This is a genomic window from Flavobacterium endophyticum, from assembly GCF_003634455.1.
Classification (GTDB): domain Bacteria; phylum Bacteroidota; class Bacteroidia; order Flavobacteriales; family Flavobacteriaceae; genus Flavobacterium; species Flavobacterium endophyticum.
In genome coordinates this window covers 1,072,734-1,098,986 of sequence record NZ_RBLC01000001.1, presented here as the reverse complement: position 1 = coordinate 1,098,986, position 26,253 = coordinate 1,072,734, and the positions used below count along the sequence as shown (strand labels likewise).

Sequence of the window (26,253 nt, the reverse complement as noted above, 5' to 3'; positions counted from 1 at the left end):
AAAATGAAACTAATACGACCCTCTTTTTTCGTTTTACTGCTGCTATTGGCCTGCAGTAGTTCCTGCAAAGAAAATAATGCAAAAAACACAAATACAGCTAACGCAAATAAAGATTATAGCACAAAAATAATGGATACAGAAAAATTTTACTGGGAAGAAAACATCAATAGTCCATTAGGGTATCCGATTGAAGTCTACAAAGGCGGCCTCGAAGCAGAAGACGGAAGCTACGTAAGCCTAAGTCTTGGTCCAGACGCAGGCAATTGGGGCGAACTCGGAAGCGGTATGAGCTCTGGAGAAAAACCAGTTCCTAATCGACTTAATGTGACTTGGATTTCTTACGCAGAAAACGTTTTTTACGATATCGATACTGAAATTGACCATGACAAAATGGTGAAGTTATTCAAAGAAGGTTATGAAGAAAATAATAAAAAGTGGGGCAGGAGAAAAGAAAATTATAGAACCATAATCGTAGGTTTTGCTCCTGGCGGAGTTGCTGTCATTTGGCTGGCTGGCGCTGCAAAACAAGTAGAAATTGGCCGATATCAAGCGTCTAAAATCAAAATTTCTCAAGAAGAAATAAGCAAGCTTGACGACCATGATAAGCTTCTTTTTGATGAAGCCAATGTCAAAAGGATTATGTCGAAAGAAAGCTTCGTGCCATTGGAAGTCCAAAAAGCAAACCAAAATAAACCGATCCCTTTTGGGTTATGGGACACCTACAGAAAAACATACGATTGGAAAATTGATTTTGTTGTCGATAACGGAGGAAAGGTAGCCGATTTTAGCTATATGTTGTTTAATGGTGAACGCGATGAAATTTTTCCTGAAAACCTTCCTGAAAAATCAGTTGCAAAAAGAGCCATTCCAAAACAGTTAAGTCTTGGCTGGCACGATCAAGCCGGACAGCTTTACGGCGGTTCTCTCGATTTTAATGAAAAAGAAATTTTCAATGCATTTGCATCTATTTATGAAAGCGACCCGAATGCAAAAGCAACCTTGGTGCTTACCGTAAATAAGACAAATACGTATGTAACTGTAGCGTTAAAAACTGATGATAAGACAATACCGTTAAAAGAAAATAACATCAATATTTTTAAATCTCGTAAAAAATAGATTGAAAATTTTGGACTGCGACAATTAATAGAATGACCATGGGTAAAAGTTTTGTATATAACACTGGCGAATCAAAAGCTCCTGAAGAAGAGCTGGAACTGACTTTTGGTGTCTTTATCGATGGAACATTGAACAACAAGACAAACACAGAGCTTAGAAGAAAATATAGGAATGGCGGTGTTGAAAATTTAACCGACGACCAGATTTCTGAGTCCGTAAAAAGAGACGAAGAAGCCTACAAAAAGCTAATGAAAAGAGGTGTTCCTGCAAACCCTACCGAATACGAACAATATTTGATTGGCTCCCATAGAACCTACATGGATAAGATGGGAACTGATAACAGCTATAGCAACGATTACACCAACGTAGCCCGAATGTGGAAATATTGCGACAAGGAATATCGTATTTATGTCGAAGGTATGGGGACAGATGACAAGCAGAAAGACAGCCAGGATGGTTTTGCGTTCGGAGCTGGATTGACGGGAGTCAGAGCCAAAGTAAGAAAGGCCTGCGAAATCATGTCCAACAAGATTAATGAAGAAAAAAGAAAAGGAAATAACCGAAATAAAGTACTGACCAAAATTACTATAGATGCGTTTGGTTTCAGCCGTGGTGCAGCTTCTGCCCGAAATTTTGTCCATGAAGTAAATGTAAAAAAAGAATACGAGCCAAAACCGTTTAGTATGCCTGATGGCTATTATCCAATTAACCCGTATTCAGAAGGAATGCCGGTCAGAAAATACAGAAGAACTATAGGCGATGCAGACGGTTTGGAAATAAATTCTGAAATTCTGGTGGAAGGAAAACTTCCAAGAATGGGACATTTGGGATACAGTATTCTTAAAAATACCGACATAACCCCCGAAGAACTTGAAGACATTATACTCGTCGTAAGATTTGTAGGTATTTATGACACGGTTTCATCCTACGGAGAATCTGGAGGAAGGCTAGGCGAATACGACGTAAATGGCGAACTAAAAGACGACGGTTTTTTTAAGAAAGCGGCCACAGAGGTGGTTTCAACTCATTTCGATGACGATGTAGAAGAACTGCAATTGAATAACTTGGGCTATTTTCAAAAAATGGTGCATTTTACGGCAAAAGACGAACATCGAAAAAATTTCTCTCTGACAAGAATCCGCCAGATTAAAGACAGAGCGATTGAAAAGAACCTTCCAGGCGTGCATTGCGATATCGGTGGCGCTTATGAAACGGAAACGGAATATAAAGACGAAATAGAAACGTCCAATCACAAGCCGCTTTGGCAGCTCAAGAGTTATATGAACGAGCTGATTGCCGGAGGTTGGTTTAAGGATGATCAGATAGAGATAAACAATAAGTTTTGGAATTTCATGACGAGCGGCCTTGTATATAGAAAGCTAAGCGGAACGCGCTATCTTAAAAAAGAATACAGCTACTTGCCGTTGCATTTTATGGAAGAATTCGGCAAGGAGATAATGAAGACGAAAGAAAAAAGCAATGCCTTGATCGATGATTTGACAATTCAATATAGTGTGGAAGGCCATCCGTTGTTAGTAAGCGCAAAATCCTATATGGAAGGCTATATGAAGGATGAAATTCCAGAATGGGATTTCGTAAGCGATGAAGAACTGGCAAAAAGAAAGCAGGACAGAATCAATAGAGAAAATCTCGAGAAGATGCTCGAAGAAATGGAAAAGAACAAAATCTATCAAGAGCAAAATTCGTCTGGATTTGATGGACAAAGACAGTATTGGCCTACAATGCCTCCAGGATTAGGAAAAGATCCACAGCCACAACTAGAACAAGACGAAAATATACGGACAACCACTTTAGAAGAAGTTGTAGTAACAGCCTATCATCCTCAGACGCTTTTGAGAAAATTGCGAAATGAATATTTCCATTGGTCGGCATCCAGAGATTGGTTTGGAATGGAGCCCAATAACGACAGAAAGCGAAGAGAACATTAAAAGATTTAAAGTCAATGATTTCTATAGTCCACGGATTAAAAGAATACCACCTTCAGCCAAAGGTTGGAGCTCGATATAGTTACCGATTTGAAACCATAGTAGATGATTTTTCGATTGAAAAACGTCCTATACAAAAATCGTATATCAGGGACGTAAAGATTATGCCGATTGGAAAAGCAGAATATTTGGATGTTTATCAGATTTTTACAGCTAAAATCTCGATAAAAAGCAATGTAGCCGTAGCCGATGAATATTTGATAAAACAGATTGGATACGCTTTCGACGAAATTGAAGCCGGCGTTGATTATACTGGAAAGATTGTTCGTATTTTTAATAAGGCAGAACTAAGTTCGCGATGGCAAAAGACCAGCCGTGAGCTCGAAAAAGAATACGAAGGAAGCTTTATACAAAGCTATTTTAGTGAGATTGCTATGATTCTAAAAGACGAGACCAAGCTGATTGAATTTTTGTCAAGCTATAAAATGTTCGGACTTTATTTTCATGGTTTATTCGGGAATTATCTTTTATGGGAAATGCCAATTGTCAGAAAAAAAATAGCCGAAGATTTTAAAAATAGCGAAGTCACAGAGCAGATCCATCCAGAAAAGAAAGATTTTGTAAGATATAAAATAAACGGCAGATCAAATGCCTTGTATAAATATGAAGGCGAATTAGTATACAAAGAGTATCAATTGAAAGAGGCTTTAATTGAGCTTGAAGACAGTATGCAATCTATCAAATATGCCACGCTTTTTTTAGGGTAAAAAAGCAAAAAACATGCAGCCATGGAAGATGTCAAAGAAAATAATAAGAAAGAAATAGCCGAAAAGCGAGAAGAACGCGAAAAAGAAGACAAAGTCTCTGAAGACCTAAAACTTGTCATCGATATGGCTAAAATTGAATGCAAACTTTGCACGAATCCTCAAGGAATCTTGAAGGTCAACTTCGACACGCCCACAACCCAAGATAAATTGACAGCTACGGTTGTCGAAAAAGATTTCAGAAGCTTGATCTTTACAGGAACCTGTACCAAAAGCCCGAATAGTGCTGCTCCGTGCGCTTCCGTAATGCAGTTGGGAGAATGGAAAGATGTCGGAACGCTCAAAGTGCAGGATCAATTTCCGTTATTAAAGAAAAGTACCATTCCGTGCAATTATGGCGGAAGCACGATTGAAATTACAGATAGTGGTCAAAAAAGCGAGCCTGCCCAAGTCCCACCTGCTGCACCGCTGCCTAAAAAAGACGAACCGTATAAATGCAAGCATTGTGAGGAAGAATTTACATCAGCCTTGATTTTAGATACTATAGGATTAAAAAAACCTACTGCAAAACAGACAGAGATTATAGATTCTATTCTTCCATATTTGAACCAATACCGAAAAGACTTTGGTCTAGATACTTGTTTGAGAAAGGCACATTTCATTGCTCAGATTGGTGTTGAGAGTGCTAATTTTAAAACATTTTCAGAATACGAAGACTATTCAAATCCGCCAGGAGTCTTCAGTTCAAAAGGTATTACTATTGACGAAACCATAGTAAAATCATTAAAAGATAATCTGACTTCTATTTTTAAGATTGTAGATGCTAAAGGTGCTGAAGTTGCAAAAACCAACGATCAGCTCAGTACATTATTACTTAGCGAAAAACCAACGGTAGTAGATATTCAGTTGTATGCAAAATATTCTGGTGAAGCTGATCCAAAAGATAAAAAGAAACGAAATGATAAGTTGCTTAAAACAGTTCTGAAGGCAGATAAAACAGTAGACTATCATATCTATTTAAAACCACATTCTAATTTTGGAGTTCCGCTGATGTCCAGAGCCTATGCTCCTTATCCGGGAGACAAGCGTGGTTTAGGAAACGGAGACGAGCTGACAAGGGATGGTTGGAAATTCAAAGGAAGAGGCCTCAAACAATTGACCGGTCGCGGCAACTATGTTTCATTTACGAACTATAGAAATAAAAACACATTTACAGGAGATACTTCTGGCGCTATCGATTTTACAGAAGAAAAACCAGGAGTGGCACTGCAAGGAAAATATCTGTTGCTTTCAAGCAATGCCATGTATGCTACACAGTCGGCCCTTTACTTTTGGAATGACGGTACAAAGAAGAATAAAAAATATGCCAAAGATCACGCTCAAGATGACAACATTGATATGGTAATCAACTGTGTCAACCAATATGACGGGGCCAGCGGAAAGAAAAATCGTAAAAGCAATTACGCAAGAGGAAAAGCCAAAGGCGTGTTTGATATCATCAGGCACTTTGATCTAATGCTTCAGAACGGAAACGAGGCTCAAAAGATTGAAGCGAAAGCCTATCTAGAAAAACAAAAAGCAGCAAAAGACCCAGAAGCGACAAAAATTCTGGAAGAATACGAAAAGAAAAACCCACCACAAAAGAAGTAATTGATGAAAAATAAAATGCTTAAAATAGCAACCCTATTTCTATTGCTTTTATCCGGCAGTCTTAAAAGCCAGACAGTCCAGATTTTAAAAGATTCGGTACTTTTTGAATCGAACTATTATGTTTTGGAAGAGGTGAAATTTAATACAGGGAATCAGCATACTGTTGCTATTTATGGTGAAATTCAAAATGCGTTTGATATATTCAATAAGCCTTCTTTTGAGGCTCCTGAAAAAAGAATTCAGGCAAAAAAAGACATGCTTTTGGAACTCATATCCAATAACGAGCTACGCCAAGCCAACTATGGATTTGAACAGTACAATATTTTTTACGATAAAAATCAGCTGTTGAACCTCTCTGTTCATTTGCAATCCTATGGTTCTCCTTTTGAAGCCACTCGTTATTACTGCTTCGATTTAAATACAGGAAAAAATATAGGTTCGCAACTGTTCATAAACCAAACTGCACTTTTGAAATGCATCAAGTCAAGACTTAAAAAGCAAAATGGAAAATTACAGCCAACCCTAAAAGCACTTCAAGATTTTAAGATAACAACCGATTCTAAAAATAAGATCACAGGAATTTCTTTTATGGTAGCAGATTTAGAAAATTATAGAAACAGTGGCTATGAACAATTTGAAGTTGTTTTTACATGGAAAGAAATTCAAAAATACATAGCACCTTCTTTTAAAAAACGTATAATCTGAACAAAATAGATTTTTAATTGTGATTTTAGTATCGATTTTAAAATCAGAATATTAAAAATTATTTTAACTTAATTTAATGTTAAAGAAAGGCTTTTGAAACAAGAAAAATACTAAATTCACTATAACATATTCAGCATCTTCCCCCGAGATCTATTTTAACTTTTAAATCCTAGTGCCATGCCAATAAGTACGCAGATTAAAATAGAAATTGCGGGAGAAAACCTTACCCGATTTTCAAAACTGGTCATCAACCAAAAGGTACATTCGCACCATCGTTTTTCAATTTTGCAGCCGCTGCCTAAAGAATTTGTCAGCCAAGCAATTGACAAAGCGCAAAAATATGTAGGACAATCAGTCAAGATCAGCATCAATCCTACCAATATGATGACTGATTCTCCATTAGTTTTCAACGGAATTATTACAGAAGCACAAATGGTCCGAACGTCTGGAGCTTCGGGTGGCATAATCATCAATGGCTTCAGTCCAACAATTTTAATGGAAGGACCTCCAAATATCCGCTCATTTAACGACCAGACGCTGTCAAGCATTGTCAACGAAGTCCTGAAAGACTATTCTGGTGATAGCTTAAAGCCTGCTGTTGAGGTTCAAAAAGATACTTCCTTGCCTTATACGGTACAATATGGCGAGAGCGATTTTGCGTTCCTTTGCAGGATAGCGCAGAAAAAAGGACAATGGTTTTACTATAATGGCGAAGAACTGTTATTCGGAAAGCCAAAATCTAAAAATTTTACATTGGAATACGGCAGAAGCCTCCATTCTTTTAATATCGAAATGAGGGCGAAATCTCTCGGATTCGAATATCTGGGTTATGATCCTTCCAATGGCGAAACCCAGAAAGCCAATTCGATGGAAGTAAATTACCAGCCAGAAGATGCCTACTCAAAGGCCATTTTCGAATCTTCAAAAAAACTTTTCCCAACGAATTCTACGATGCTTTATTCGCACTCTTTAGAAGAAGGGAATTCAAGAACGCATCTTATTGACCGAGTAACTACTCAGCTTCAGTCACGAACTGCCGATATGGTTACGGCCAAAGGCGATTCGGACGAAACGGGCTTGAGAATTGGCGATGTAATTTCTATCAAAGAACCATCTTTTTCATTAACTGGGAATATTTTAGACGGGCTTCAAGAACAAAATTTCGGAAATTATATCATTACTGACATCATGCATGTTTGCGACGAATCAGGTACCTATCACAATACTTTTGATGCTGTGCCAGATACTGTCCTTTCGCCACCTTATGGAAATGTTCACAGCTTTCCTACGGCAGAATCACAGCCTGCTACTGTAATTTCAAATAGCGATCCAGCAGGATTGGGTCGTGTTCAAGTAGCTTTTGCATGGCAGAAAGATGCAGGAAAAAATACGCCGTGGATCAGGATGGTGAATTCACATTCGGGCGGCGGCAAAGGTTTTTATTTTGTTCCAGAAGTCGGTGAAGAAGTATTAGTGGCGTTTGAAGGAGGAAATGCTGAAAAACCTTTCGTGCTCGGAGCGATGTACAATGGAAGTGCTTCTAGCGGCTATAGTACCTCGGGCAACGATAAAAAAGTAATCCAGACTCGATCCGGTACCAAAGTAATCATGGACGATGCGGCCGGAAGTGTTTTTATCGAAGACCCAAGCGGCAATACTTGGCTCATGGACGGGCAAGGTAATATTAGCGTGAACGCTCCGAACAATATGAAAATAACTGTTGGTAAAAATTTGGACATCAACGTAGGAGAAAATATGGCTACCAAAATAGGAGCTAACGAAGATATTTCTATTGGAAATAATAAGACAGAAACCATCGGAAAAAATTATGTCCAATCTTCTGAAAATAAAAATGTCACGGTTAAAAACGACAAGACCGACAATGTTGGAGAAAGCTATAGACAGATTACAGGAAATTCCGATATCCAGACTTCTAAAGGAGATCTAAAACTGAGGGGAACTACGCTTACCGTAATACAGGGAGGCAAAGATGTGAAAGTAAGTAAAGGATAATCTTGTTTTATATTAGAAGTTATGGCTACCCAACAACATAATGCTAGACTCAACCAAAAAAGAGCGGAACGAGAAAAGAAAGATTCCGAAGACTCTCCATCAGAGAAGAGAGAAGTAGTCATGCATGGCGCCAAGCTAAAGTGCGAATACGCGCAACAACTCGGCGAGTTAAAAGTTACTTCAAATGAACTTATGCTGCAAGACAAGCTTTGGGCAACTCAAGGCGATGGAAACAATATGGTCAACCTTCAGTTTAAAGGAACCTGCGGTCATCCTAAATGGCCTGCCCAGAACATGCAGCCTCCACCTTGCATGAGCGTCATAAAATTGAGCCCTTGGGAAAACTTGGGAACATCAATTGTTCAAGAACAGAAAGTTTTAGTCAAAGAATCTACTATTACTTGCAATCCTGATTTTAATACGGCAGTAGCTAGTCCAATACCCAATGTTGAAAGCATTGCGATTAAGGCCGCTCCACTAATTATAAATGCATATTTCGCAAAATTTAATCTAACGACGGCTCGAAATGTTACCACTTTAGACTTAACAAAAGTAGAAGAACGCGGATTAAGTTACGGTGTTGCATTGGTTATTGAAACCGTTGGATTGGAAGGAAAAAAATTAAAAGTAAAAATAAAAAGCGGCGTAAGAAAAGTACTTTCAGATGTGGATGCCGCAATCAGTTTTATTGACTTAAAAGACATTGACGCGGTTACAAATCCTGCGAATTATAAAAATGTAACCGCAAAAGAGGAATTTGAAGTTGAGGTAGGAAAATTAGCGTCTGATGCTTCATTATCTAATAAAGACAGTTTTAAAGATAAAGCGGTTTTAAAATTAATGCTAAACCAAAAGCCTGATAATTTGTCGTTTGATTTGGCAAAACTCATTGCAAATGATACTAGTAAAGAAGCGTTGGTGTATGTAGAAATCAATTGTTCAGAACCGGATGTAGAATATATGGGAATTGATAATGGTTCAGGTACCAAAAATGCCTTTTTAAAAGAAGAAGGCAAGTATTTCAAAATAAAAAATAAAGAACAAGTTTGGCTGACCACGGCGAGAGGAGAAATGGAAAAAGGAGTAACCGAAGCTACGCATTGTAATACTATTATTAATGATTATCATCAAGTAAATCGAGAGCACAAGCCTTCTGGATGTGCAACGATTACAAATGCATGGTGCGCTTCATTTATAGGCTGGTGTTTGACTCAAAACAATTTTTCGGCTCAATGTGATCCTGGAGCCTATACTTATGGACACATTAATACAAGATATAGAAATAAAAGAGTTGTAAGAGACGGAAAGACAGTCACATTACCAGACCATTTTGATGATCCCGTTTGGGCGAAAAATACAGATGCTAACAAACTAGCATTAGGCTCAATATGTGTGGTAAATAACAGAAAGCACGTCACTTTTGCTGTAGCAAAAAATAAGGAAGGGACGCACTTATTTGGATTAGGCGGGAATCAAGGAGATGCCGTTAAGATCAGTGCTTACAGTGCCAGAGTTTCAAGTGTTTATCCGATCGAATATACAATAAACGAGGAAGATTATGAATTACCAATCTATTATAGAGAACTTACAAGTGAAAGTGTTACTTAGATTCTTCTTTCTTATTGCTTTTTTTCCAAATAAAGTTGAATCACAAGTTGTAAAAGTGGATTCGATTTCAATTTCTAAAGGATGGAAAGATTGCAATGGAATGAATAGGCTAACGGTAAACGTAAATGCCTTATGTAATCCTAACGAGCCTCCTTTTGATGGCCATAAGACAATGATTGATGTAAGTCTAAAAAACAAAAAACATTCATTAAATGTACAATTTGATGATCCCGATTACCAAATGGAAATGATTGCTTTTAGCGAAAAAAATATTTGGTTTTATAACTTAAAAAAAACTCAGGTAGTTTTTATTCCGTTCACGTATTGTAGTAATTCAGATTCAGAAAAAAAGCTTTCGTATATTATTTTATATAACGACAAAAAATATTTGTATCACATTCCTTTTAAATGCACCGAAGACGATGATTGTGTTTTGAACGAAGATTTAAATAAGTCCATGAGCGATTTGAATCCTAAAATAAAGACGGAGCTCATAAAAAAAATCCAATCTCACTATAAAAAAGGAAGTGACTTCAACTAAAAAACCAAATTGCAATGGCACAAAGTGAAGAACAAAATAACGAATCGTATTCAGCAAATCCGAATCAAAAAGTATATGATACGCCACATGTTGTTGATCATTTAGTGGACGTTATTGCTATTTATTTTGCCGAGAAAAAGAAAAAATATAAATGGACGCCAAAGGAAGAAACCTATACGGTAAAGAGTGGCGGAAAAATTGCGGATGTTAAAAAAAAATACACAGATAGCTTTAAGACCGAAAAAAAGACCATCCGAAATTTAGCAACCGATCCCGATCATACTGCCGCCTTAAAACCCAATGATCAAATAAAAGTAACTTGGGAAGAACAAGAGGAAGATGGATTTGAAATGGTGAAAATTCCAAAAGCAACAATCGGCAATAAGGTTTATATCGTGGTAAGATGCAATGGAGATAAGGCAAAATTGACTGTCCAAATCAATGAAAACAAATTGGCAAATCCTGAAGCAGTTTATGACGCCCCAGTAAAATTTCTGATTGGAGATCAAGAAAAAGACAAAGTTGAATTTTCAATTACAAAAGACAAAAATGAATACGAGCAAGAAATTACGTTACGACCGAAAGCAGATGCAGATTTAAAAAAGCTAGTAGAAAAATTTGAAAAAAGAACCGATAAAAATGCTTTTGTATATTTAAAAGGCGAAGTAACAGAAACCACAGACGAAATAAAATTTCCTGATGAAACACAAGAGTTTTTAAATCAACAACAGCAACAATTTGAAGTTTTGGGTACGCCATGTTATTGCAATAGAGATATTACTGTTGATGAAATGATAGACCTGATTTATCATCTTAGAGACAAGCAGAATTATGTCAGCAAGAGAGATCATTTCTTTAATAGCGGAGGCGAAAAAATAACCGAAATTTCAATTTCTACCGGCAAGATTTCAGACAATAGAGATAAAATCCAATTATTCGTCAACGAAATGAATGCCATGTTTAAAAAGTTTGGCATAAATACATGCAAAAGAAAAATTCACTTTATCGGTCAAATGTATTTAGAAACAATAAGCTTTACCTATACGTATGAAAGTAGATCCAGCGTGCCGAGCAATTATAAAGGAGGAGTAGATTTCCAAGGTAGAGGTATGAAGCAAATAACGCACGATTACAATTATTTGGCCTATTATGATTATATAAACACAACAACCTTTTCTCAAACGTATATGACCACAAGAAGCGGTTATGAGAGCGTTGGCGAATGTGTTGCTAATAGACCGGCTGCCAATACTGCCGGATTAGACACGGCTTTTTATGATGGTTTAAAAACGTTTGCGAAAAAAATATCTCAAGAATTATTTCATGCTTTTAATTCGGCAGGATGGTTTTCAACGGTCTACAAGCCAACCACTCTAGCTGAAATGGATAAAGGACTTGAAAACGAAAATATAAGATTAGTTACAGTAGCGATTAATGGTGGCGAAACTAATTTAGCAGAAAGACAGAATTATACGAAATGGACCAAAGAATTTTTTAAATACGATACCGAATGCGTAAGAAGATAACGAGCAGCTTATTAATTACTTGTATGATTTTGCTTTCATGCAAAGCCCAGAATCACAGCATGACAGAGAAAAATAGTCTTGCTGCAGATTCAACTTTGGTCTATGAAAACAATAAAGTTATTGGCAAAATTTCTCAGCCAACAGAATACAATTGCAAGGCATGCTATACGATCAGCAATAGTGGAACTATAAAAATTAAAGTTCCAGTTTCAAATAGAGTGATAAATAATCAGCCCCTATTACAGTATGATTTTGCAATTGATAAAATTGTGACGGATAAAAACAATACTGTAATTAAATATTCAAGCACTTCATCTTCCAAAGCGTATGAGATGGTAGTGAATAATAAAGACGGTTATATTGTTAAGTTACTTACTTACAGCTATGGATCGAAAGACATAAAAATTGGAGAAAATGATTATGAATCATTTCAAGCCAATGCTATATGTCAAAGTGAAAAGAAAATTAAAATTAAAGATACAATTACATTAAATGACGGCTATGCTTTTGCAAAAGAAGATTGTTTTGATTGCCCAGTAAAATATACAATTGAAGAATGCATAGCCAACAAAAAGAAAGGTGTTAAAATGGATTGGCAGTAATTGATTTTTAAATTCAATCTAATTCAAAAGCAAAAGTCTTACTATGCGAAATATTACCGATACAATTGAAGGCATAAAAGAGTTAGATATCTGCTTATACCTTGAAGAACATTTGCAGTTTTATGAATTTTCGATGATGGAAATAACAACAGAAAACGGCAGTGTTTTAAAAAGCGAAGTTAATAAAACAATACATTCAACAGTATTAAAAAAAGATTTTGAAACGTATTTGATCCAATTAGAAGTCTTTGATATTGAGTATAAAAACAGAACCGTTTCTTTGGCAGAAAAAGATTTTTTAGCACGAATTGCTGAGGTAAATGATGATATAATTTTAGAAACAGACCGACATTTAAACATCAATAAATTAGTAAATCAACATCAGATTCAAAAAAGGCTAGAAGAAAAAATAGAAAGATTAGCAAAAAGTAATGTCGGGCCGAAAGTAGAAGAAATGTTTCAATATCTCAGGGATTTCTATAGTAACGATATGAGAATTCTTTTAGATATAAAAAATTACAGACAGCATGGCCTGTTTCTGAATCCGTTTTATGATAGCTATACGCCTCTGTCAATTAAAAAAAGAAGCGTGAGATATTTGAATTTTGTTGAAAATGCTGTTGTTAATATCGGAGAAGAAGCTCGGGTAAAAAAAATAAAATTAAAAGAACGAGAACTTGAAGTTGTAGTAAAGGGAAAAATGATTGCGCCATTTTACAACGACATGATTTTTAAATCAATAAAAAATAAAGGAATTTTATTTGATTCAGCAAAAGATAGGCCTAATCTGGACAAATATGATGGCAGTTTTATTTTTGATATGAATACAGGAACGGTTAAAAAAGCAAGTATTTCGATTGAATTTTCATTCGGAGAGAATTATAAAAAAACAATAAGTTATCAATTAAATGAATTAAACGATGCCGATAACAATTGATGATACAGGACAAACAGTAACGCTCAATCCGCCTTATTCTCCGGTTACGCCAGATGATAGCTTGCAAAAGATAACCCGTGTTTATTTTGCAAAAAAGACCGTTACCCAACAAGGAGCGAATGTGGCATTTACTCGGATAGATTCCCTTCATGCACAGCAGGAAGGCGGACAAAACACGCCATTTGATTCTGTTTTAGGCAAGACCGTTTATCTGGTTATCGAAACGGAAAATATGGCAACTTTGTCCATTGACGCTGTCATCAGGCCAAGCGACAATACATTAACTGGAAATACAGAAACCCTGAATCTGATGTGGTTTAATCCAGAAACTCAGAATTTTGAAGTCAGGAGAAAAATGACTGCTATTGTCGGTAATTTCGATGCCTTAAATAATAAAGGAACAACCGAAAACCCAACGGGAACACACGACCATTATACGAATCTTGCCGACCATGAAAATAAAGCGATTATAAAACTACAACTTAGGCCATCTTTAAGAACCGACTTCAATACTTGGGCGACCAATATAGCGGCGGCGGCAACGCATACTGCCAATTTGGAAGTAGTGGTAGAAAGAACAGATAATGAGCCTTGTGCTTATGGTCCAGATAGCACAGAAGAAGTCAAAGAAGCAGGCGTTTTCCTGAATAGTGATGCACAAGGAAGATTTAGGGTAGGGAACAGGAATTTTTATGAAATCTATGCTAGGGTTCAATCGGGAACTGCCTATACAGACGGAACGTATAATTTCCTCCCTATGAATGGTACCGTCAGAAGGAAAATCAGCAAACTTGAAAATCCAAGTTCTACACAAGTAACCTATTATCATTACGATATTTATGGTAATGAAATATTTATTGCAACATGCAATAAAACCTCTGTCATGGGCAGGAATAATGGACAGCAGCTTGGAGCAGTGCCTCAAGGAGCGCTCCGTACAGAAAATGCTCCTGCCGGTGGAGCGGCACAAACCAATCATATTTTTGCAAATGCTATCGTAACGACTGGAACACACAGAAATGATAGAAATGCCAGAGCTTTTCCAGGCGCCTTGAGAATTGTCCGCTATACAGCATCCGGAACTAATGTGCCTTTGGTCAGAATGCCGGACACGCTAAATGTTGCCGTAAATGGCCGTGTTATTGCTTATGGATTTTCCAATACCCAAAGGCGATTCTGCAACCCGGACTGTTTTGCAGCATTTGTCGGCGTTTTATCGCAATACGGATTAGCAGGAGTCAACTCAACAGGAATGTGTTTTGGCGATGCGACCAGCTACCCGAGTTTGGCACACCCGAACGGAGATAGTGTTGACACGAGCTATCTGGCTAATCGACAAAACGAACAGAATTTATTAAATGCTTTTGTAGATTGGAATTTTGCCCAAGTAATAGCCGGAACAACGCAGCAAGCCTGGTTGCGAAATGCGCACAGGTATGCTACAGATCACAACGACCATTTGCATTCTGGAGATTTTGACGGTAACTCGATTCATAACATATACCAATAGAATGAAAAAAATAATTCCCATACTCGTTTTTCTAGCCACGCTTTCTTGCAGTAAAAGCATCAGCCAAGTAAGTACTGTTAAAGGAATAAGCGAATCTTCTAAAGTAAGCCTGCCGTATGGCGATAAAGACGTGCTTCATGAATTTCCTGCAGATTGGTCAAAGGAGAATTCTCTCCAAGATTCTTTATACAACAAATTGAGTCTGTTTTTATTTCAGGATAGAGATAATCCTGCCAGAAATACTTTCAAAGTCGATCATCCGGAAGCAAAAACTTTTATAGCCAAAGAATTTGTTCCTTCTGGAGACATGAAGAATAAAAAATCAAAAATAGAATTAAAAAGCGCTCAGGTTTTTGACGGCAAAAACTTCAAGATAATATCTGTGCTATACGAAGGAAAAATAGATTGCAAGACCTGCGAATATCCCGAAAGTCAAACCCAAAACGTATTGTTGAGTATCAAAGATGGGAAAGTGATAGACAAATTGCCTATATCCTATCTTAACGGAAGCGATTTAGGACAATCATCACGATATTTCTATATTGATTCAGACAAGATTATTCATCTCAAAGACTTTAAGTCGGATGAATCAGGCGTTACTTTTGCACAATATCTCAAATATAAAATTACTCCTGACGGCAAATTTGCCAAACTCTAATAAAATAAAAAACCTCGCCGAAAGCGAGGTTTTTATCTTAAATCTAAATTCAGAAATCTGAAATAGATTAATATCTGTAATATTCAGGTTTAAACGGGCCTTGAACTTCAACACCAATATAAGCGGCTTGGTCTTCTCTCAATGTTTCCAATTCAACGCCTAATTTAGCCAAGTGCAAAGCAGCTACTTTTTCATCTAAATGTTTTGGTAGCATGTATACTTCGTTTTTGTATGCGGCACTGTTTTTCCACAATTCGATTTGAGCCAAAGTTTGATTAGTGAAAGAGTTGCTCATTACAAAACTTGGGTGGCCAGTAGCACAGCCAAGGTTTACTAAACGACCTTCCGCCAAGATGATAATATCTTTTCCGTTGATAGTATATTTATCAACCTGAGGCTTGATTTCGATTTTTGAAGCACCGTGGTTTTTGTTTAACCAAGCCATATCGATTTCGTTATCGAAGTGACCGATGTTACAAACAACAGTCTTGTCTTTCATTTTTTCGAAGTGGCTTCCCACAACGATATCTTTGTTTCCAGTAGTCGTGATGATAATATCAGCTGTAGCAATAACAGTATCTAATCGTTTCACTTCATATCCGTCCATAGCAGCTTGCAATGCACAGATTGGATCAATTTCAGTAACAGTTACGATAGAACCAGCACCTCTGAAAGAAGCAGCAGTTCCTTTTCCAACATCACCATAACCGCAAACGATTACTCTTTTTCCAGCCAACATCAAGTCAGTTGCACGACGGATTGCATCAACAGCAGACTCTTTACAGCCATATTTGTTATCAAATTTAGATTTAGTAACAGAATCATTCACGTTGATTGCAGGCATTGGTAGAGTTCCAGCTTTTACTCTCTCATAAAGTCTGTGAACACCTGTAGTTGTTTCTTCAGAAAGACCTTTGATTCCAGCAACTAATTCTGGGTAACGATCAATAACCATGTTTGTCAAATCACCACCATCATCTAAGATCATGTTCAATGGTTTTCTGTCTTCTCCAAAGAATAAAGTTTGCTCAATACACCAGTCAAATTCCTCTTCATTCAAACCTTTCCAAGCATACACTTGGATTCCAGCAGCAGCAATAGCAGCAGCAGCCTGATCTTGTGTAGAGAAAATATTGCAAGATGACCAAGTCACTTCAGCTCCAAGAGCAATCAACGTCTCAATCAAAACTGCAGTCTGGATCGTCATATGAAGACAACCTGCAATTCTAGCACCTTTTAAAGGCTGCTCATCTTTATATTCTCTGCGAAGTGCCATCAAGCCTGGCATTTCAGCTTCCGCCAATTCAATTTCTTTTCTTCCCCAAGCCGCAAGAGAAATATCTTTCACTTTATAAGCTACAAAAGGTAATGTCGTTGTACTCATCTATTTGTATATATTTGTATTATCAAAATTTTTGCAAATTTACGGAATTACTTTTTATTAAAATAATCCAAAAAATTATTTAAGGTTTGTTTAATAATGGTAATTGTTTGAATAAGAAGCAAATCCTTTTTTTGATACTCAATATTAGCGAAATCGGTCATCTAAAAAAAGAATGCTCTACAAAATCACCCAATATAATCCGACTACTAAAATCCTGATCTGGAAAATCACGGAAAGTTTTGATGAGCTTTTTTCACAGGTAATTCTAAAAGAAAAAACGCTGGACAGGCTTCAATCGATGAAATCGGAAGTGCACAAAAGAGCTTTTTTGAGCGTCAGGAAATTGCTTCAAGAATCTAGACATAATGATTTGCAGCTTCACTATGATCAGTTTGGGAAGCCCCACCTTGAAAACGAGACCCATATTTCGATAACGCATTCTTTTGATTTTTCTGCCATAATTTTGAGTGATGAAAACGTGGGAATCGATATCGAACTCCGACGTGAAAAAATAATATTGATTGCCAATAAGTTTGTCGATAATAGCGAATTTGGCTTTTTAGATAAAAAAAAGGAAGAAGATTACGTTTCAAGATTAACCGTAATCTGGGGCGTAAAAGAAGCAATTTTTAAAATCAGGAATGAAAAAGGAATCAGTTTCAAGGATCATATTTTTGTCGCTCCATTCGAGATGAAAGATCAGAAAACAAAAGCGCTTCTGACTTTTGGAAACCTAAACATAGAATTTGATATCTGTTTTGAAGAAATTGAAAACTACACCCTTGTCTATGCCTTCCAAAAAGGAAATCGATGAGAATCTATATCCTAAAATCGTTCAAGTTTATTTCTTTAATGTAGCTTTGTGAAAATCTTTGCGAATTTCCCTAAACAAAAATGCAGAATATCTACAACGAAATACTCCAGTCGAAAATTCAAGGCAAAAAGCTTCTGGCAATTCTTCTCGATCCCGATAAAGTTGCTTTAGATTCACTAGAAAATATCATCCCGAAAATAAACCAATCTCCAGCTACACATATTTTCATTGGCGGAAGCCTTGTGCTTACAAATACGATTGATGTAATTATTCGCGAACTAAAAGAAAAGACAAAACTTCCGATAGTGCTGTTTCCAGGAAATCCGTCTCAGATTTCAATAGAAGCCCACGGTATCTTGTTTTTGACTTTATTATCAGGACGGAATCCAGATTTCTTGATCGAACATCAGGTCAAAGCAGCGCCAATCTTAAAAAAATCCAATCTCGAAATTATTTCTACGGGCTATATTTTGATTGAAAGTGGCAATCAGACTGCTGTGGCTTCGGTCAGCAAAACAATACCCTTGCCAAGACATAATACAGAGATTGCCGTAGCAACATCGCTGGCAGGAGAATTTTTAGGAAACAAGCTGATTTATTTGGAAGCGGGGAGTGGTGCAGAACTGCCTGTTCCTTTGGATACGATTTCTTTAGTCTCAAAAAATATAAAGATTCCTTTGATTGTCGGCGGCGGCATTAAAAATATGCAAGGCATTAAGGATGCTTATACAGCTGGTGCTGATTTGGTGGTAATAGGAACAGCTTTTGAAAATGATCCTGATTTTTTTACAAATTCCTAATCTCAAAATATAATGATTGATTTTTTTCTCGAAGCCTATAAAGACAAACCGACCCTCGATATTATTCTCGAAGCCATTGTTTTTGTCTTTGGCATATTGAGCGTCTATTATGCCAAGAAAGAAAACATTTTGGTATATCCAACAGGAATTATAGCCACGGTCATCACTGTTTATCTTCTTTATAAAGCAGGTTATTTTGCCGATATGACGCTTAATATCTATTTTTCGATAATGAGTGTATATGGCTGGATTAACTGGTCAAGAATGAAGGAAAACGATTATGTCATAAAAATTTCGAGAACGAATAGGAAGCAAAAAGCTATTGGAGTATTATTATTTTTTCTTACTATTGTTGTAACATATTTTGTGTACCATTTGTTTGGCAAAGAAATCAAGCCTGAAAACTATATCGATATTTTTACTTCAGGATTGTTTTTTACGGGCATGTGGTATATGGCAATGAAAAAGATTGAAAATTGGACGCTGTGGATCATAGCAGATATTATCGCCGTCCCATTGTATGCCTATAGGGATTTGGGAATGTTGGCATTGCAATATGTAATTTTTACAATTTTGGCTATTTTAGCTTACATAGAATGGAGGAAAATCTTAAACAGCAGGCAACAGATAAAATCAGAATAGCATTGTACGGACCGGAATCTACCGGGAAAACTACATTAGCAAAACAATTAGCAGAGCACTTTCAATCCGCTTGGATTCCAGAGTTCGCTCGCGAGTACCTACAAGAAAAATGGGACCGCTCGCAAAAAATTTGTGAACCAGAAGACTTGCTTCCGATTGCAATAGGCCAAATGAAGCTCGAGAATCAAGCTTTAGCCAATGCAGGCAATTATCTTTTTGCAGATACCAATTTGATGTGCACTAAAGTGTTTTCGGAAATCTATTACGGTTTTTGCAATCCTGCTTTGGATAAGGCTGCACGAAAACATAAATACGAACTGTTTTTTCTCACAGATATCGATGTTCCTTTCGAAAAAGACGATTTGCGCGATAAGCCAGACGGACGTGAAATGCTATTGCAGAAATTTGAAGAAGCGCTAATTGAAAATAAAAAGCCTTACATTTTGCTTACAGGAAGTAAGGAAGAAAGATTTGAAAAAGCGATTACGATTCTTAAAGATTTAGCAAAAATAAAAGCTTTAGGCTTTACTCCCTATGATTTCATTCAGATTTATAATCAAGGAATAAGTGTTGATGATGTAGCGGCACAACTCCAGACGTTTAATGTCGGAATTCCAAAAGCGATATTGGAAAAGCCGGCTTCCATTGCTAACGGAATAATGCCTTTGTCTGAAAGTGAAGCGATATATTATTCTAATCTATTCGATTCTAAAAAGAACAATCTCAAGCTTCAGAAATTTGTTCCAGCATCGGGCGCTGCTAGTAGAATGTTCAAGTTTTTAAGCGAATTTATTAATGAGTTTAAGCTCGGAAGCGAAACAATCAATGCGTATATCAACAGAAAACATTGCAGTTCCATTTCTATTTTTTTAATTGGGATAGAAAAATTTCCCTTTCATAAAGCAGTCTTAGAATACACCCAGTCCAAATATCTAGAATACAAGCAATGGGACAAAGACACCAGAGTTTTTTATTTTATAAAATCCCTCCTGTCATTAGGCCATTTTGATTTTGCTTCAAAACCAAAAGCCGTATTGCCTTTTCATCAATATGGAGATTATATTGCAACGCCTATTGAAGAACATTTAAATGAGAGCGGTTTTTACGCTTCTTCTAATGATATTTCCAACCTGCATTTTACCATTTCAGAAGAACATCAAGACTCTTTCGATCGGATTATAAACGAGGTCAAGCCTAAAGTTGAAGCAAATTCAAATATAAAGATTCATGTCGATTATTCTTATCAGCATAAAACGACAGACACGCTAGCGGTGGACTTAGAGAATAATCCTTTTCGTCAAGACGATGGAAGATTGTTTTTTAGACCGGGAGGACATGGCGCTTTGATTGAAAACTTAAATCAGCTTTATGCCGATATTATTTTCATAAAAAACATTGATAACGTAATCCAGAATCATATACAGACTATTGGTTTGTACAAGAAAGCTTTGGCGGGTATTTTGCTGGAATTTCAGGAGAAAATTTTCGCCTCTCTTAAAATCTTGTCTGCTGAAAATATCCAAAAGGAAATGATTGATGAGATCGTAGAATTTGTAAAGACCAAACTACAGATTTCTATAACTGCAGATTTTCAGAAATATACTAGGGAGAATAAGGTTGTGTATCTTCAAGAAATTCTCAACAAGCCGATTCGTGTTTGCGGTATGGTAAAAAATGAAGGAGAGCCAGGAGGCGGGCCGTTTTGGGTAAGAGATAAAAAAGGAAATGTTTCTTTGCAGATTGTCGAATCATCGCAGATTGATACTCAAAACCCGACACAAGCCAAATTGCTGGCCAGTTCGACGCATTTTAATCCAGTTGACTTAGTCTGCGGTACAAAAAATTATAGAGGCGAAAAATTTGACCTCAAAGAATTTGTTGATATTGATAGCGGTTTTATCGTAGAAAAAAATAAAAATGGTAAGCCGATCAAAGCGTATGAACTGCCAGGATTATGGAATGGCGCTATGGCAAAATGGACTACTATTTTTGTAGAAGTGCCTTTGATTACTTTCAATCCGGTAAAAACAGTTAACGACTTATTGAAACCGGCGCATCAGCCACAATACTAGTGGATACCGAAAAAATCATATCAGAATTAAAATTTAAAGCAGTCAGAAGTAGCGGTGCAGGAGGACAGAATGTCAATAAGGTTTCTTCAAAAGTGGTGCTGTCTTTCGATCTGCCGAACTCAAAAGCGCTTTCAGAGGAAGAAATAGCCCTTCTGGAAGATAAACTAGCGCCAAGACTGACTAACGATAAGATACTAATTTTGAATTGCGATGAAGACAGAAGTCAATTAAAAAACAAGGAGATTGTCGTTAAGAGATTCCTCCAACTGCTTCGAGAGAATTTAATCATTCCAAAAGAACGCAAAGCCACGAAAGTACCAAAATCTGTAATCAAAAAACGCATCCAAAATAAAAGAAATCTTTCCGAGAAGAAGCAATCCAGAAGAAAACCTGACTTTTGATTAAAAAAGATGAATTATAGAGACTATTGTCTCAATACTTTTCTATCTTTGCCCCGTCTCAAAGGGGTGCTCCAAATAACGAGCTGAGATTATACCCAAGGAACCTGGGCGGGTAATGCTGCCAAGGGATGAAACGACATTTTTTTCGAGTGCACGCTTAAAATTTGTCGTTAAGTACAATCAATTAATTTAAACAATAGAATAATTGCCCCTTTTATTCGTAAGAAAATTTACGAATGAAAACTTTATTCAAAAAAAATGAGTCCAGACAGAAAGACAGGCATAAAAACCGTAGTCAAAATTATACGTCTGGATCCCTTCTTCATGCAAGAACCCTTTTAGGACTTGCATTTTTTACATCCGGATCTCTTTTTGCTCAAGAAAAAGTGGTTATTGACACCACAAAAACCAATAATCTCGATGAGGTTTTAGTTTCCGCTGTCCGAGTTACGGCACAAACGCCAGTTACTTTCAGCAACATCAGCAAAAAAGAATTAGAATCTAGGAATTTAGGTCAGGATATTCCAGCCTTGCTAAACTATCTGCCATCCGTAGTAATTACGTCGGATGCAGGTAACGGCATCGGATATTCTGCCATCAGCGTCAGAGGTTCCGATTCCCGAAGGGTTAACGTGACGCTTAACGGAATTCCATATAATGATTCTGAGTCGCAAGGTACTTTTTGGGTAAATATGCCTGATTTTGCCTCGTCAGTCCAGAACATACAGCTGCAGCGTGGTGTCGGAACTTCTACAAATGGAGCCGGAGCCTTTGGTGCCAGTTTAAACTTGCTGACAGATTCCTATGCGACAGAAGCAAATGGCGAAATTTCCAATTCTTTCGGAAGCTTTAATTCTAGAAAACATACCTTGAAGTTCAGCACCGGATTGATAAAGGATCATTTTGAACTGGCTGGGCGCGTTTCTAATATCAAATCAGATGGTTATATCGATAGGGCGTCGTCAGACCTGAAGTCATACTTTTTTCAAGGAACGTACATAGGAAACACAACCCTGATAAAGGCATTGGTTTTTGGAGGAAAAGAAAAAACATATCAAGCTTGGAATGGGCTGGAAGATCCAGATAAGCTTAAAAATGACAGGACTTATAATACTTCCGGAGAATATGTCGATGACAATGGCGTGACGCGTTTCTATGATAATGAAACGGATAATTACAACCAAGATCACTACCAATTGCATTGGAATGAGCGTTTTTCAGACAACTGGAGTACAAATCTGGCTTTTCACTATACCAAAGGAAAAGGTTATTATGAAAACTATAAAGTAGACGAAGATTTATCCGAATATGGAATTCAGCCGCAAGTTGTTGAAGGGGAATTGATCGAGTCAAGCGACTTGATTCGTAGAAAATGGCTTGATAACGATTTTTATGGAACGACATTTTCTGCCAATTATAAAAATGAGAAGCTGGATTTCATACTTGGAGGCGGCTGGAACAAATATGAAGGCAAGCATTTCGGGAATATTCTTTGGACAAGAAGCTTCATTTTGCCAGAATACAATTTCAAATATTATGATGACTTTTCTACAAAAACCGATTTCAATGTCTTTGCAAAAGTAAATTACAAATTCAATGAAAATTGGAGCCTTTTCGGAGACTTGCAATACAGAAATGTAGGCTATAAGACCAAAGGAGCAGATACAGGTTCTGTAGATGATAATTTTAATTTCTTCAATCCGAAAGCAGGAATTACCTACATCGTTAACGATGAAAATAATATCTATTTCTCATACGCAAGAGCAAACAGAGAACCCAACAGAAGCGATTACGAGTCTGGAAATCCAAAACCTGAAAAGCTCAACGATTTTGAGCTAGGATGGAGGTACAATGCGCCAAAAACAAAACTGAATGTAAACGGCTATTATATGCGATACCAAGACCAGCTGGTATTGACTGGAGCTTTGAACGATGTAGGAGCGCCTATTCGCCAAAATAGCGGTGAAAGTTATAGACTTGGATTGGAAATTGATGCGACTCTTTTTGTGGCAGACAAATGGATTTTCCGCCCGAATGTAACTGTAAGCACAAACAAAAATGAAGATTTTGTCTTCCAAAGAGATGGCACATTAGAGAAACTAGGAAATACGAACATTGCCTTTTCGCCTAACGTGATCGTTGGGAACGCAATTACATTTTTACCAATCAAGAACATGCAGGTTTCTCTTCTGACGAAATTTGTTGGAGATCAGTATATGGGAAATATTGATTCTAAAGGATCAAAATTAGAAAGTTATTCTGTGAGCGATTTTAATATTTCTTACGAAATCAAAACCAATTCTGTTTTCAAATCAATCATTTTTTCAGGTTTAGTAAACAACGTTTTTGACTACAAATACGAGTCTAATGGTTATTTCTATACGTATGATGATGATTTTTCAAATCCAGGTACTATAACAACAATGGAAGGCGCTGGATATTATCCGCAAGCCGGAATTAATTTCTTGGCCGGAATGACCTTGAAGTTTTAAAAGAGAAGTTTTTTAATTATTTTTCCCAAAGCCTGGCAAGTCTATCATGACTTGTCAGGCTTTTTCTTTCAATACTTGTTGCCATTTTTCTGTCTCTGCAAAATCCTTTATGATAAGATTCCTTCTTTCTAACAGATTGCTGAGGTATTTTTTTAAGAAAACGAAGTCGGCTAATTTTCCGAAGAATCCAAGAGGAGATTGATACGTAAAAACATCAATCATCAAAGTCGTATTTTCATGACGCTCGAAACGATGTTCATGGCGGAATTCTTTGAAAGCTCCTGGGATCATCTCATCTGCAAAGAAAAGCGGATAGTTATGGTCTGTTATTTTAGAGGTAAGATTTTGAGTAAATCCTAGATGTTTTGCGCGCCAAGTCACTGTTTCACCTAATGCAATCAATCCGGAAGTTTTGCCGGCAATCGCTTGTTCTTTGGTATGCTCAGTTGAAAGTTTATGCAAATCGATGCTTCTTGACAAATCAAATACAGTCTCTACAGGTGCAGAAATTCTTGTTTCAAGATAAATTCGAGGCATTTAGTTATAAACTCGGATGACGTTTCCGTTTACTTCAACGCGGTAAGGTTTCATCGGGTATTCCACATCGGCATCCGCAAGGCCTGTAAACAAGCTGTACGCAACGTCATCACATGGGCAGACAGCATTGATGCCTTCTACTTCTAAACGGGAACAACTGCTAGGATACTGATTAGGACAACTGGCATCATAAGCCCTAAAATTTCCTGATCCGGCATTAAAAACGATGATGCCGTTTGCACCTGCGCCATTTAGCGTAATCAGCTTGCCATTTCCGGTGTATTGAAGATCACTATACAAAGGAAGATTGGTATTGATCTCAACGGTAAAAGAATAATTCGGAATATAAGGGTTTCTATTGTTGAAATTGCTGTCAGAACATGCTGCAATTGCGATACTGATAAATAAAAGGGCAATAATCTTTTTCATCTTAAAAATTCCATTGTATAATTTGTAGAAACAAATTTAATTTAATTAACTTTGGTTTTGTATACGAATAGTATATAAATATCGATTTGAATTAAAAATACTATCTTTGTGGAAAGAAATCCCGTCGTGATGGGATTTTTTCTATTTTATATATAACGATGAAATTATGAGTAACGTATCTTATTATACAGCAGAAGGCTTAAAAAAATTGAAAGAGGAACTAGAACAGCTAAAAAGTATTGAGCGCCCAAAAGCGTCTCAAGCAATTGCTGAGGCTAGAGATAAAGGGGATTTGTCTGAAAATGCAGAATACGATGCGGCTAAAGAGGCCCAAGGTTTGCTCGAAATGAGAATTTCAAAATTAGAAGAAGTTTACGCAAATGCCCGTCTGATTGACGAATCGCAACTTGACGTTTCCAAAGTATTGGTGCTGTCAAATGTGAAAATCAAAAACCAATCGAATGGCATGGAAATGAAATATACATTGGTAGCTGAAAGTGAAGCCGACCTTAAGACAGGAAAGATATCTGTTACTTCTCCAATTGGAAAAGGATTGCTAGGAAAATCAGTAGGCGAAATAGCCGAAATTACAGTGCCGAACGGTATCTTGAAATTTGAAATTTTAGAAATATCAAGAGACTAAGTTTAACCCAGAATTCTGAACCAATGAGCTCAATTTTCACAAAAATAATCAACGGAGAAATTCCAGCTTATAAAATTACCGAGGACGAAAATTATCTTGCCTTTCTGGATGTAAATCCAAATGCAAAAGGACATACGCTTTGCATTCCAAAAAAAGAAATCGATAAGATTTTTGATATGGACGAAGAGCATTATTTGGGATTGATGAAATTTTCTAGAAAAGTAGCCAAGGCCATAGAGAAGACAGTTCCTTGCAAAAGAGTAGGTGTAGCCGTTATTGGTTTGGAAGTTCCGCATACGCACGTACATTTGATTCCGTTAAATGAAATGGACGAAATGCGTTTCCAGAATAAAGTAAAATTAACCCAAGAAGAATTTGAAGTATTGGCAAAAGAGATAGCAGCCAACTTATAATCTTTTTTTAAAAATATTTGCAGCCGCAGATTCAGTAAATATTGAATTTG

Annotated in this window: 24 protein-coding genes; 21 read left to right on the top strand and 3 right to left on the bottom strand. The window is 36.9% G+C overall.

Annotation, left to right across the window (positions count from 1 at the left end; all coding sequences use genetic code 11):
• The first annotated feature begins 3 nt into the window (after window positions 1-3).
• The 13 genes from CLV94_RS05165 (at window position 4) to CLV94_RS05105 (ending at window position 15,576) form a co-directional block, all read left to right on the top strand.
• Complete coding sequence (locus CLV94_RS05165) at window positions 4-1,116, top strand: DUF2931 family protein (protein WP_121375361.1); 1,113 nt, start codon at window positions 4-6, stop codon at window positions 1,114-1,116.
• Window positions 1,117-1,154: 38 nt separating this feature from the next.
• Window positions 1,155-3,065, top strand: coding sequence for a phospholipase effector Tle1 domain-containing protein (locus CLV94_RS05160; RefSeq protein WP_170148752.1), 1,911 nt, complete (start codon window positions 1,155-1,157; stop codon window positions 3,063-3,065).
• Window positions 3,066-3,079: 14 nt separating this feature from the next.
• The gene (locus CLV94_RS05155) at window positions 3,080-3,829 is read left to right on the top strand and encodes a hypothetical protein (RefSeq protein ID WP_121375359.1); all 750 of its coding nucleotides are present in this window, start codon (window positions 3,080-3,082) and stop codon (window positions 3,827-3,829) included.
• A 21-nt stretch (window positions 3,830-3,850) separates the two neighbouring features.
• Window positions 3,851-5,476 (top strand): PAAR-like protein, encoded by a 1,626-nt coding sequence (locus CLV94_RS05150; RefSeq protein ID WP_121375358.1) that lies wholly within the window; start codon window positions 3,851-3,853, stop codon window positions 5,474-5,476.
• A 3-nt stretch (window positions 5,477-5,479) separates the two neighbouring features.
• Entirely contained in the window at window positions 5,480-6,181 is a 702-nt protein-coding gene (locus CLV94_RS05145; protein ID WP_147406575.1) for a hypothetical protein, read from the top strand.
• Window positions 6,182-6,358: 177 nt separating this feature from the next.
• A complete protein-coding gene (locus CLV94_RS05140) occupies window positions 6,359-8,194 on the top strand; it encodes a type VI secretion system Vgr family protein (RefSeq protein WP_121375356.1) in 1,836 nt (611 codons plus the stop codon).
• Between the two features lie 21 nt (window positions 8,195-8,215).
• The gene (locus tag CLV94_RS05135) at window positions 8,216-9,802 is read left to right on the top strand and encodes a PAAR-like protein (protein ID WP_121375355.1); all 1,587 of its coding nucleotides are present in this window, start codon (window positions 8,216-8,218) and stop codon (window positions 9,800-9,802) included.
• Between the two features lie 100 nt (window positions 9,803-9,902).
• Window positions 9,903-10,343 carry a hypothetical protein gene (locus CLV94_RS05130; RefSeq protein WP_147406574.1) on the top strand — a complete coding sequence of 147 codons (441 nt, stop codon included), beginning with the start codon at window positions 9,903-9,905 and terminating at the stop codon, window positions 10,341-10,343.
• Window positions 10,344-10,357: 14 nt separating this feature from the next.
• Entirely contained in the window at window positions 10,358-11,869 is a 1,512-nt protein-coding gene (locus CLV94_RS05125; RefSeq protein ID WP_121375353.1) for a hypothetical protein, read from the top strand.
• Window positions 11,854-12,471, top strand: coding sequence for a hypothetical protein (locus tag CLV94_RS05120; RefSeq protein ID WP_147406572.1), 618 nt, complete (start codon window positions 11,854-11,856; stop codon window positions 12,469-12,471). Before CLV94_RS05125 ends, CLV94_RS05120 begins: the two co-directional genes overlap by 16 nt.
• A gap of 43 nt (window positions 12,472-12,514) precedes the next feature.
• A complete protein-coding gene (locus CLV94_RS05115) occupies window positions 12,515-13,408 on the top strand; it encodes a hypothetical protein (protein WP_121375351.1) in 894 nt (297 codons plus the stop codon).
• On the top strand, window positions 13,392-14,918 hold the full coding sequence (locus CLV94_RS05110; RefSeq protein ID WP_121375350.1) for a hypothetical protein: 1,527 nt from the start codon (window positions 13,392-13,394) through the stop codon (window positions 14,916-14,918). Before CLV94_RS05115 ends, CLV94_RS05110 begins: the two co-directional genes overlap by 17 nt.
• Before the next feature lies 1 nt (window position 14,919).
• On the top strand, window positions 14,920-15,576 hold the full coding sequence (locus tag CLV94_RS05105) for a hypothetical protein (RefSeq protein ID WP_121375349.1): 657 nt from the start codon (window positions 14,920-14,922) through the stop codon (window positions 15,574-15,576).
• 67 nt (window positions 15,577-15,643) lie between these two features.
• On the opposite strand, the gene ahcY is transcribed toward CLV94_RS05105, so the two are convergent.
• Window positions 15,644-16,960, bottom strand: a complete 1,317-nt coding sequence (ahcY, locus tag CLV94_RS05100) for an adenosylhomocysteinase (protein WP_121375348.1) — start codon at window positions 16,958-16,960, stop codon at window positions 15,644-15,646.
• 172 nt (window positions 16,961-17,132) lie between these two features.
• Here ahcY and CLV94_RS05095 point away from each other — a divergent pair, with 172 nt between their 5' ends.
• The 6 genes from CLV94_RS05095 to CLV94_RS05070 all read left to right on the top strand — a co-directional run bounded on the left by CLV94_RS05095 (window position 17,133) and on the right by CLV94_RS05070 (window position 24,181).
• Window positions 17,133-17,774, top strand: coding sequence for a 4'-phosphopantetheinyl transferase family protein (locus tag CLV94_RS05095; protein ID WP_121375347.1), 642 nt, complete (start codon window positions 17,133-17,135; stop codon window positions 17,772-17,774).
• A gap of 80 nt (window positions 17,775-17,854) precedes the next feature.
• On the top strand, window positions 17,855-18,574 hold the full coding sequence (locus CLV94_RS05090) for a geranylgeranylglyceryl/heptaprenylglyceryl phosphate synthase (protein ID WP_121375346.1): 720 nt from the start codon (window positions 17,855-17,857) through the stop codon (window positions 18,572-18,574).
• Between the two features lie 12 nt (window positions 18,575-18,586).
• Window positions 18,587-19,216, top strand: coding sequence for a nicotinamide riboside transporter PnuC (gene pnuC / locus CLV94_RS05085; RefSeq protein ID WP_121375345.1), 630 nt, complete (start codon window positions 18,587-18,589; stop codon window positions 19,214-19,216).
• Window positions 19,171-21,288 (top strand): DUF4301 family protein, encoded by a 2,118-nt coding sequence (locus CLV94_RS05080; protein WP_121375344.1) that lies wholly within the window; start codon window positions 19,171-19,173, stop codon window positions 21,286-21,288. Before pnuC ends, CLV94_RS05080 begins: the two co-directional genes overlap by 46 nt.
• Complete coding sequence (gene arfB / locus CLV94_RS05075; RefSeq protein ID WP_121375343.1) at window positions 21,288-21,689, top strand: alternative ribosome rescue aminoacyl-tRNA hydrolase ArfB; 402 nt, start codon at window positions 21,288-21,290, stop codon at window positions 21,687-21,689. The genes CLV94_RS05080 and arfB overlap by 1 nt, the downstream gene beginning before the upstream one ends.
• Window positions 21,690-21,925: 236 nt before the next feature.
• Window positions 21,926-24,181 carry a TonB-dependent receptor gene (locus CLV94_RS05070; protein WP_121375342.1) on the top strand — a complete coding sequence of 752 codons (2,256 nt, stop codon included), beginning with the start codon at window positions 21,926-21,928 and terminating at the stop codon, window positions 24,179-24,181.
• 54 nt (window positions 24,182-24,235) lie between these two features.
• On the opposite strand, the gene CLV94_RS05065 is transcribed toward CLV94_RS05070, so the two are convergent.
• Both CLV94_RS05065 and CLV94_RS05060 read right to left on the bottom strand, forming a co-directional pair.
• On the bottom strand, window positions 24,236-24,718 hold the full coding sequence (locus tag CLV94_RS05065) for an SRPBCC family protein (RefSeq protein ID WP_121375341.1): 483 nt from the start codon (window positions 24,716-24,718) through the stop codon (window positions 24,236-24,238).
• Window positions 24,719-25,147, bottom strand: coding sequence for a Rieske (2Fe-2S) protein (locus CLV94_RS05060; protein ID WP_121375340.1), 429 nt, complete (start codon window positions 25,145-25,147; stop codon window positions 24,719-24,721).
• A 166-nt stretch (window positions 25,148-25,313) separates the two neighbouring features.
• Between CLV94_RS05060 and greA the strand changes: the two genes are divergently transcribed.
• Entirely contained in the window at window positions 25,314-25,790 is a 477-nt protein-coding gene (greA, locus tag CLV94_RS05055) for a transcription elongation factor GreA (RefSeq protein WP_121375339.1), read from the top strand.
• A gap of 23 nt (window positions 25,791-25,813) precedes the next feature.
• Window positions 25,814-26,203, top strand: a complete 390-nt coding sequence (locus CLV94_RS05050; protein WP_121375338.1) for an HIT family protein — start codon at window positions 25,814-25,816, stop codon at window positions 26,201-26,203.
• The last annotated feature ends 50 nt before the right edge of the window (window positions 26,204-26,253 follow it).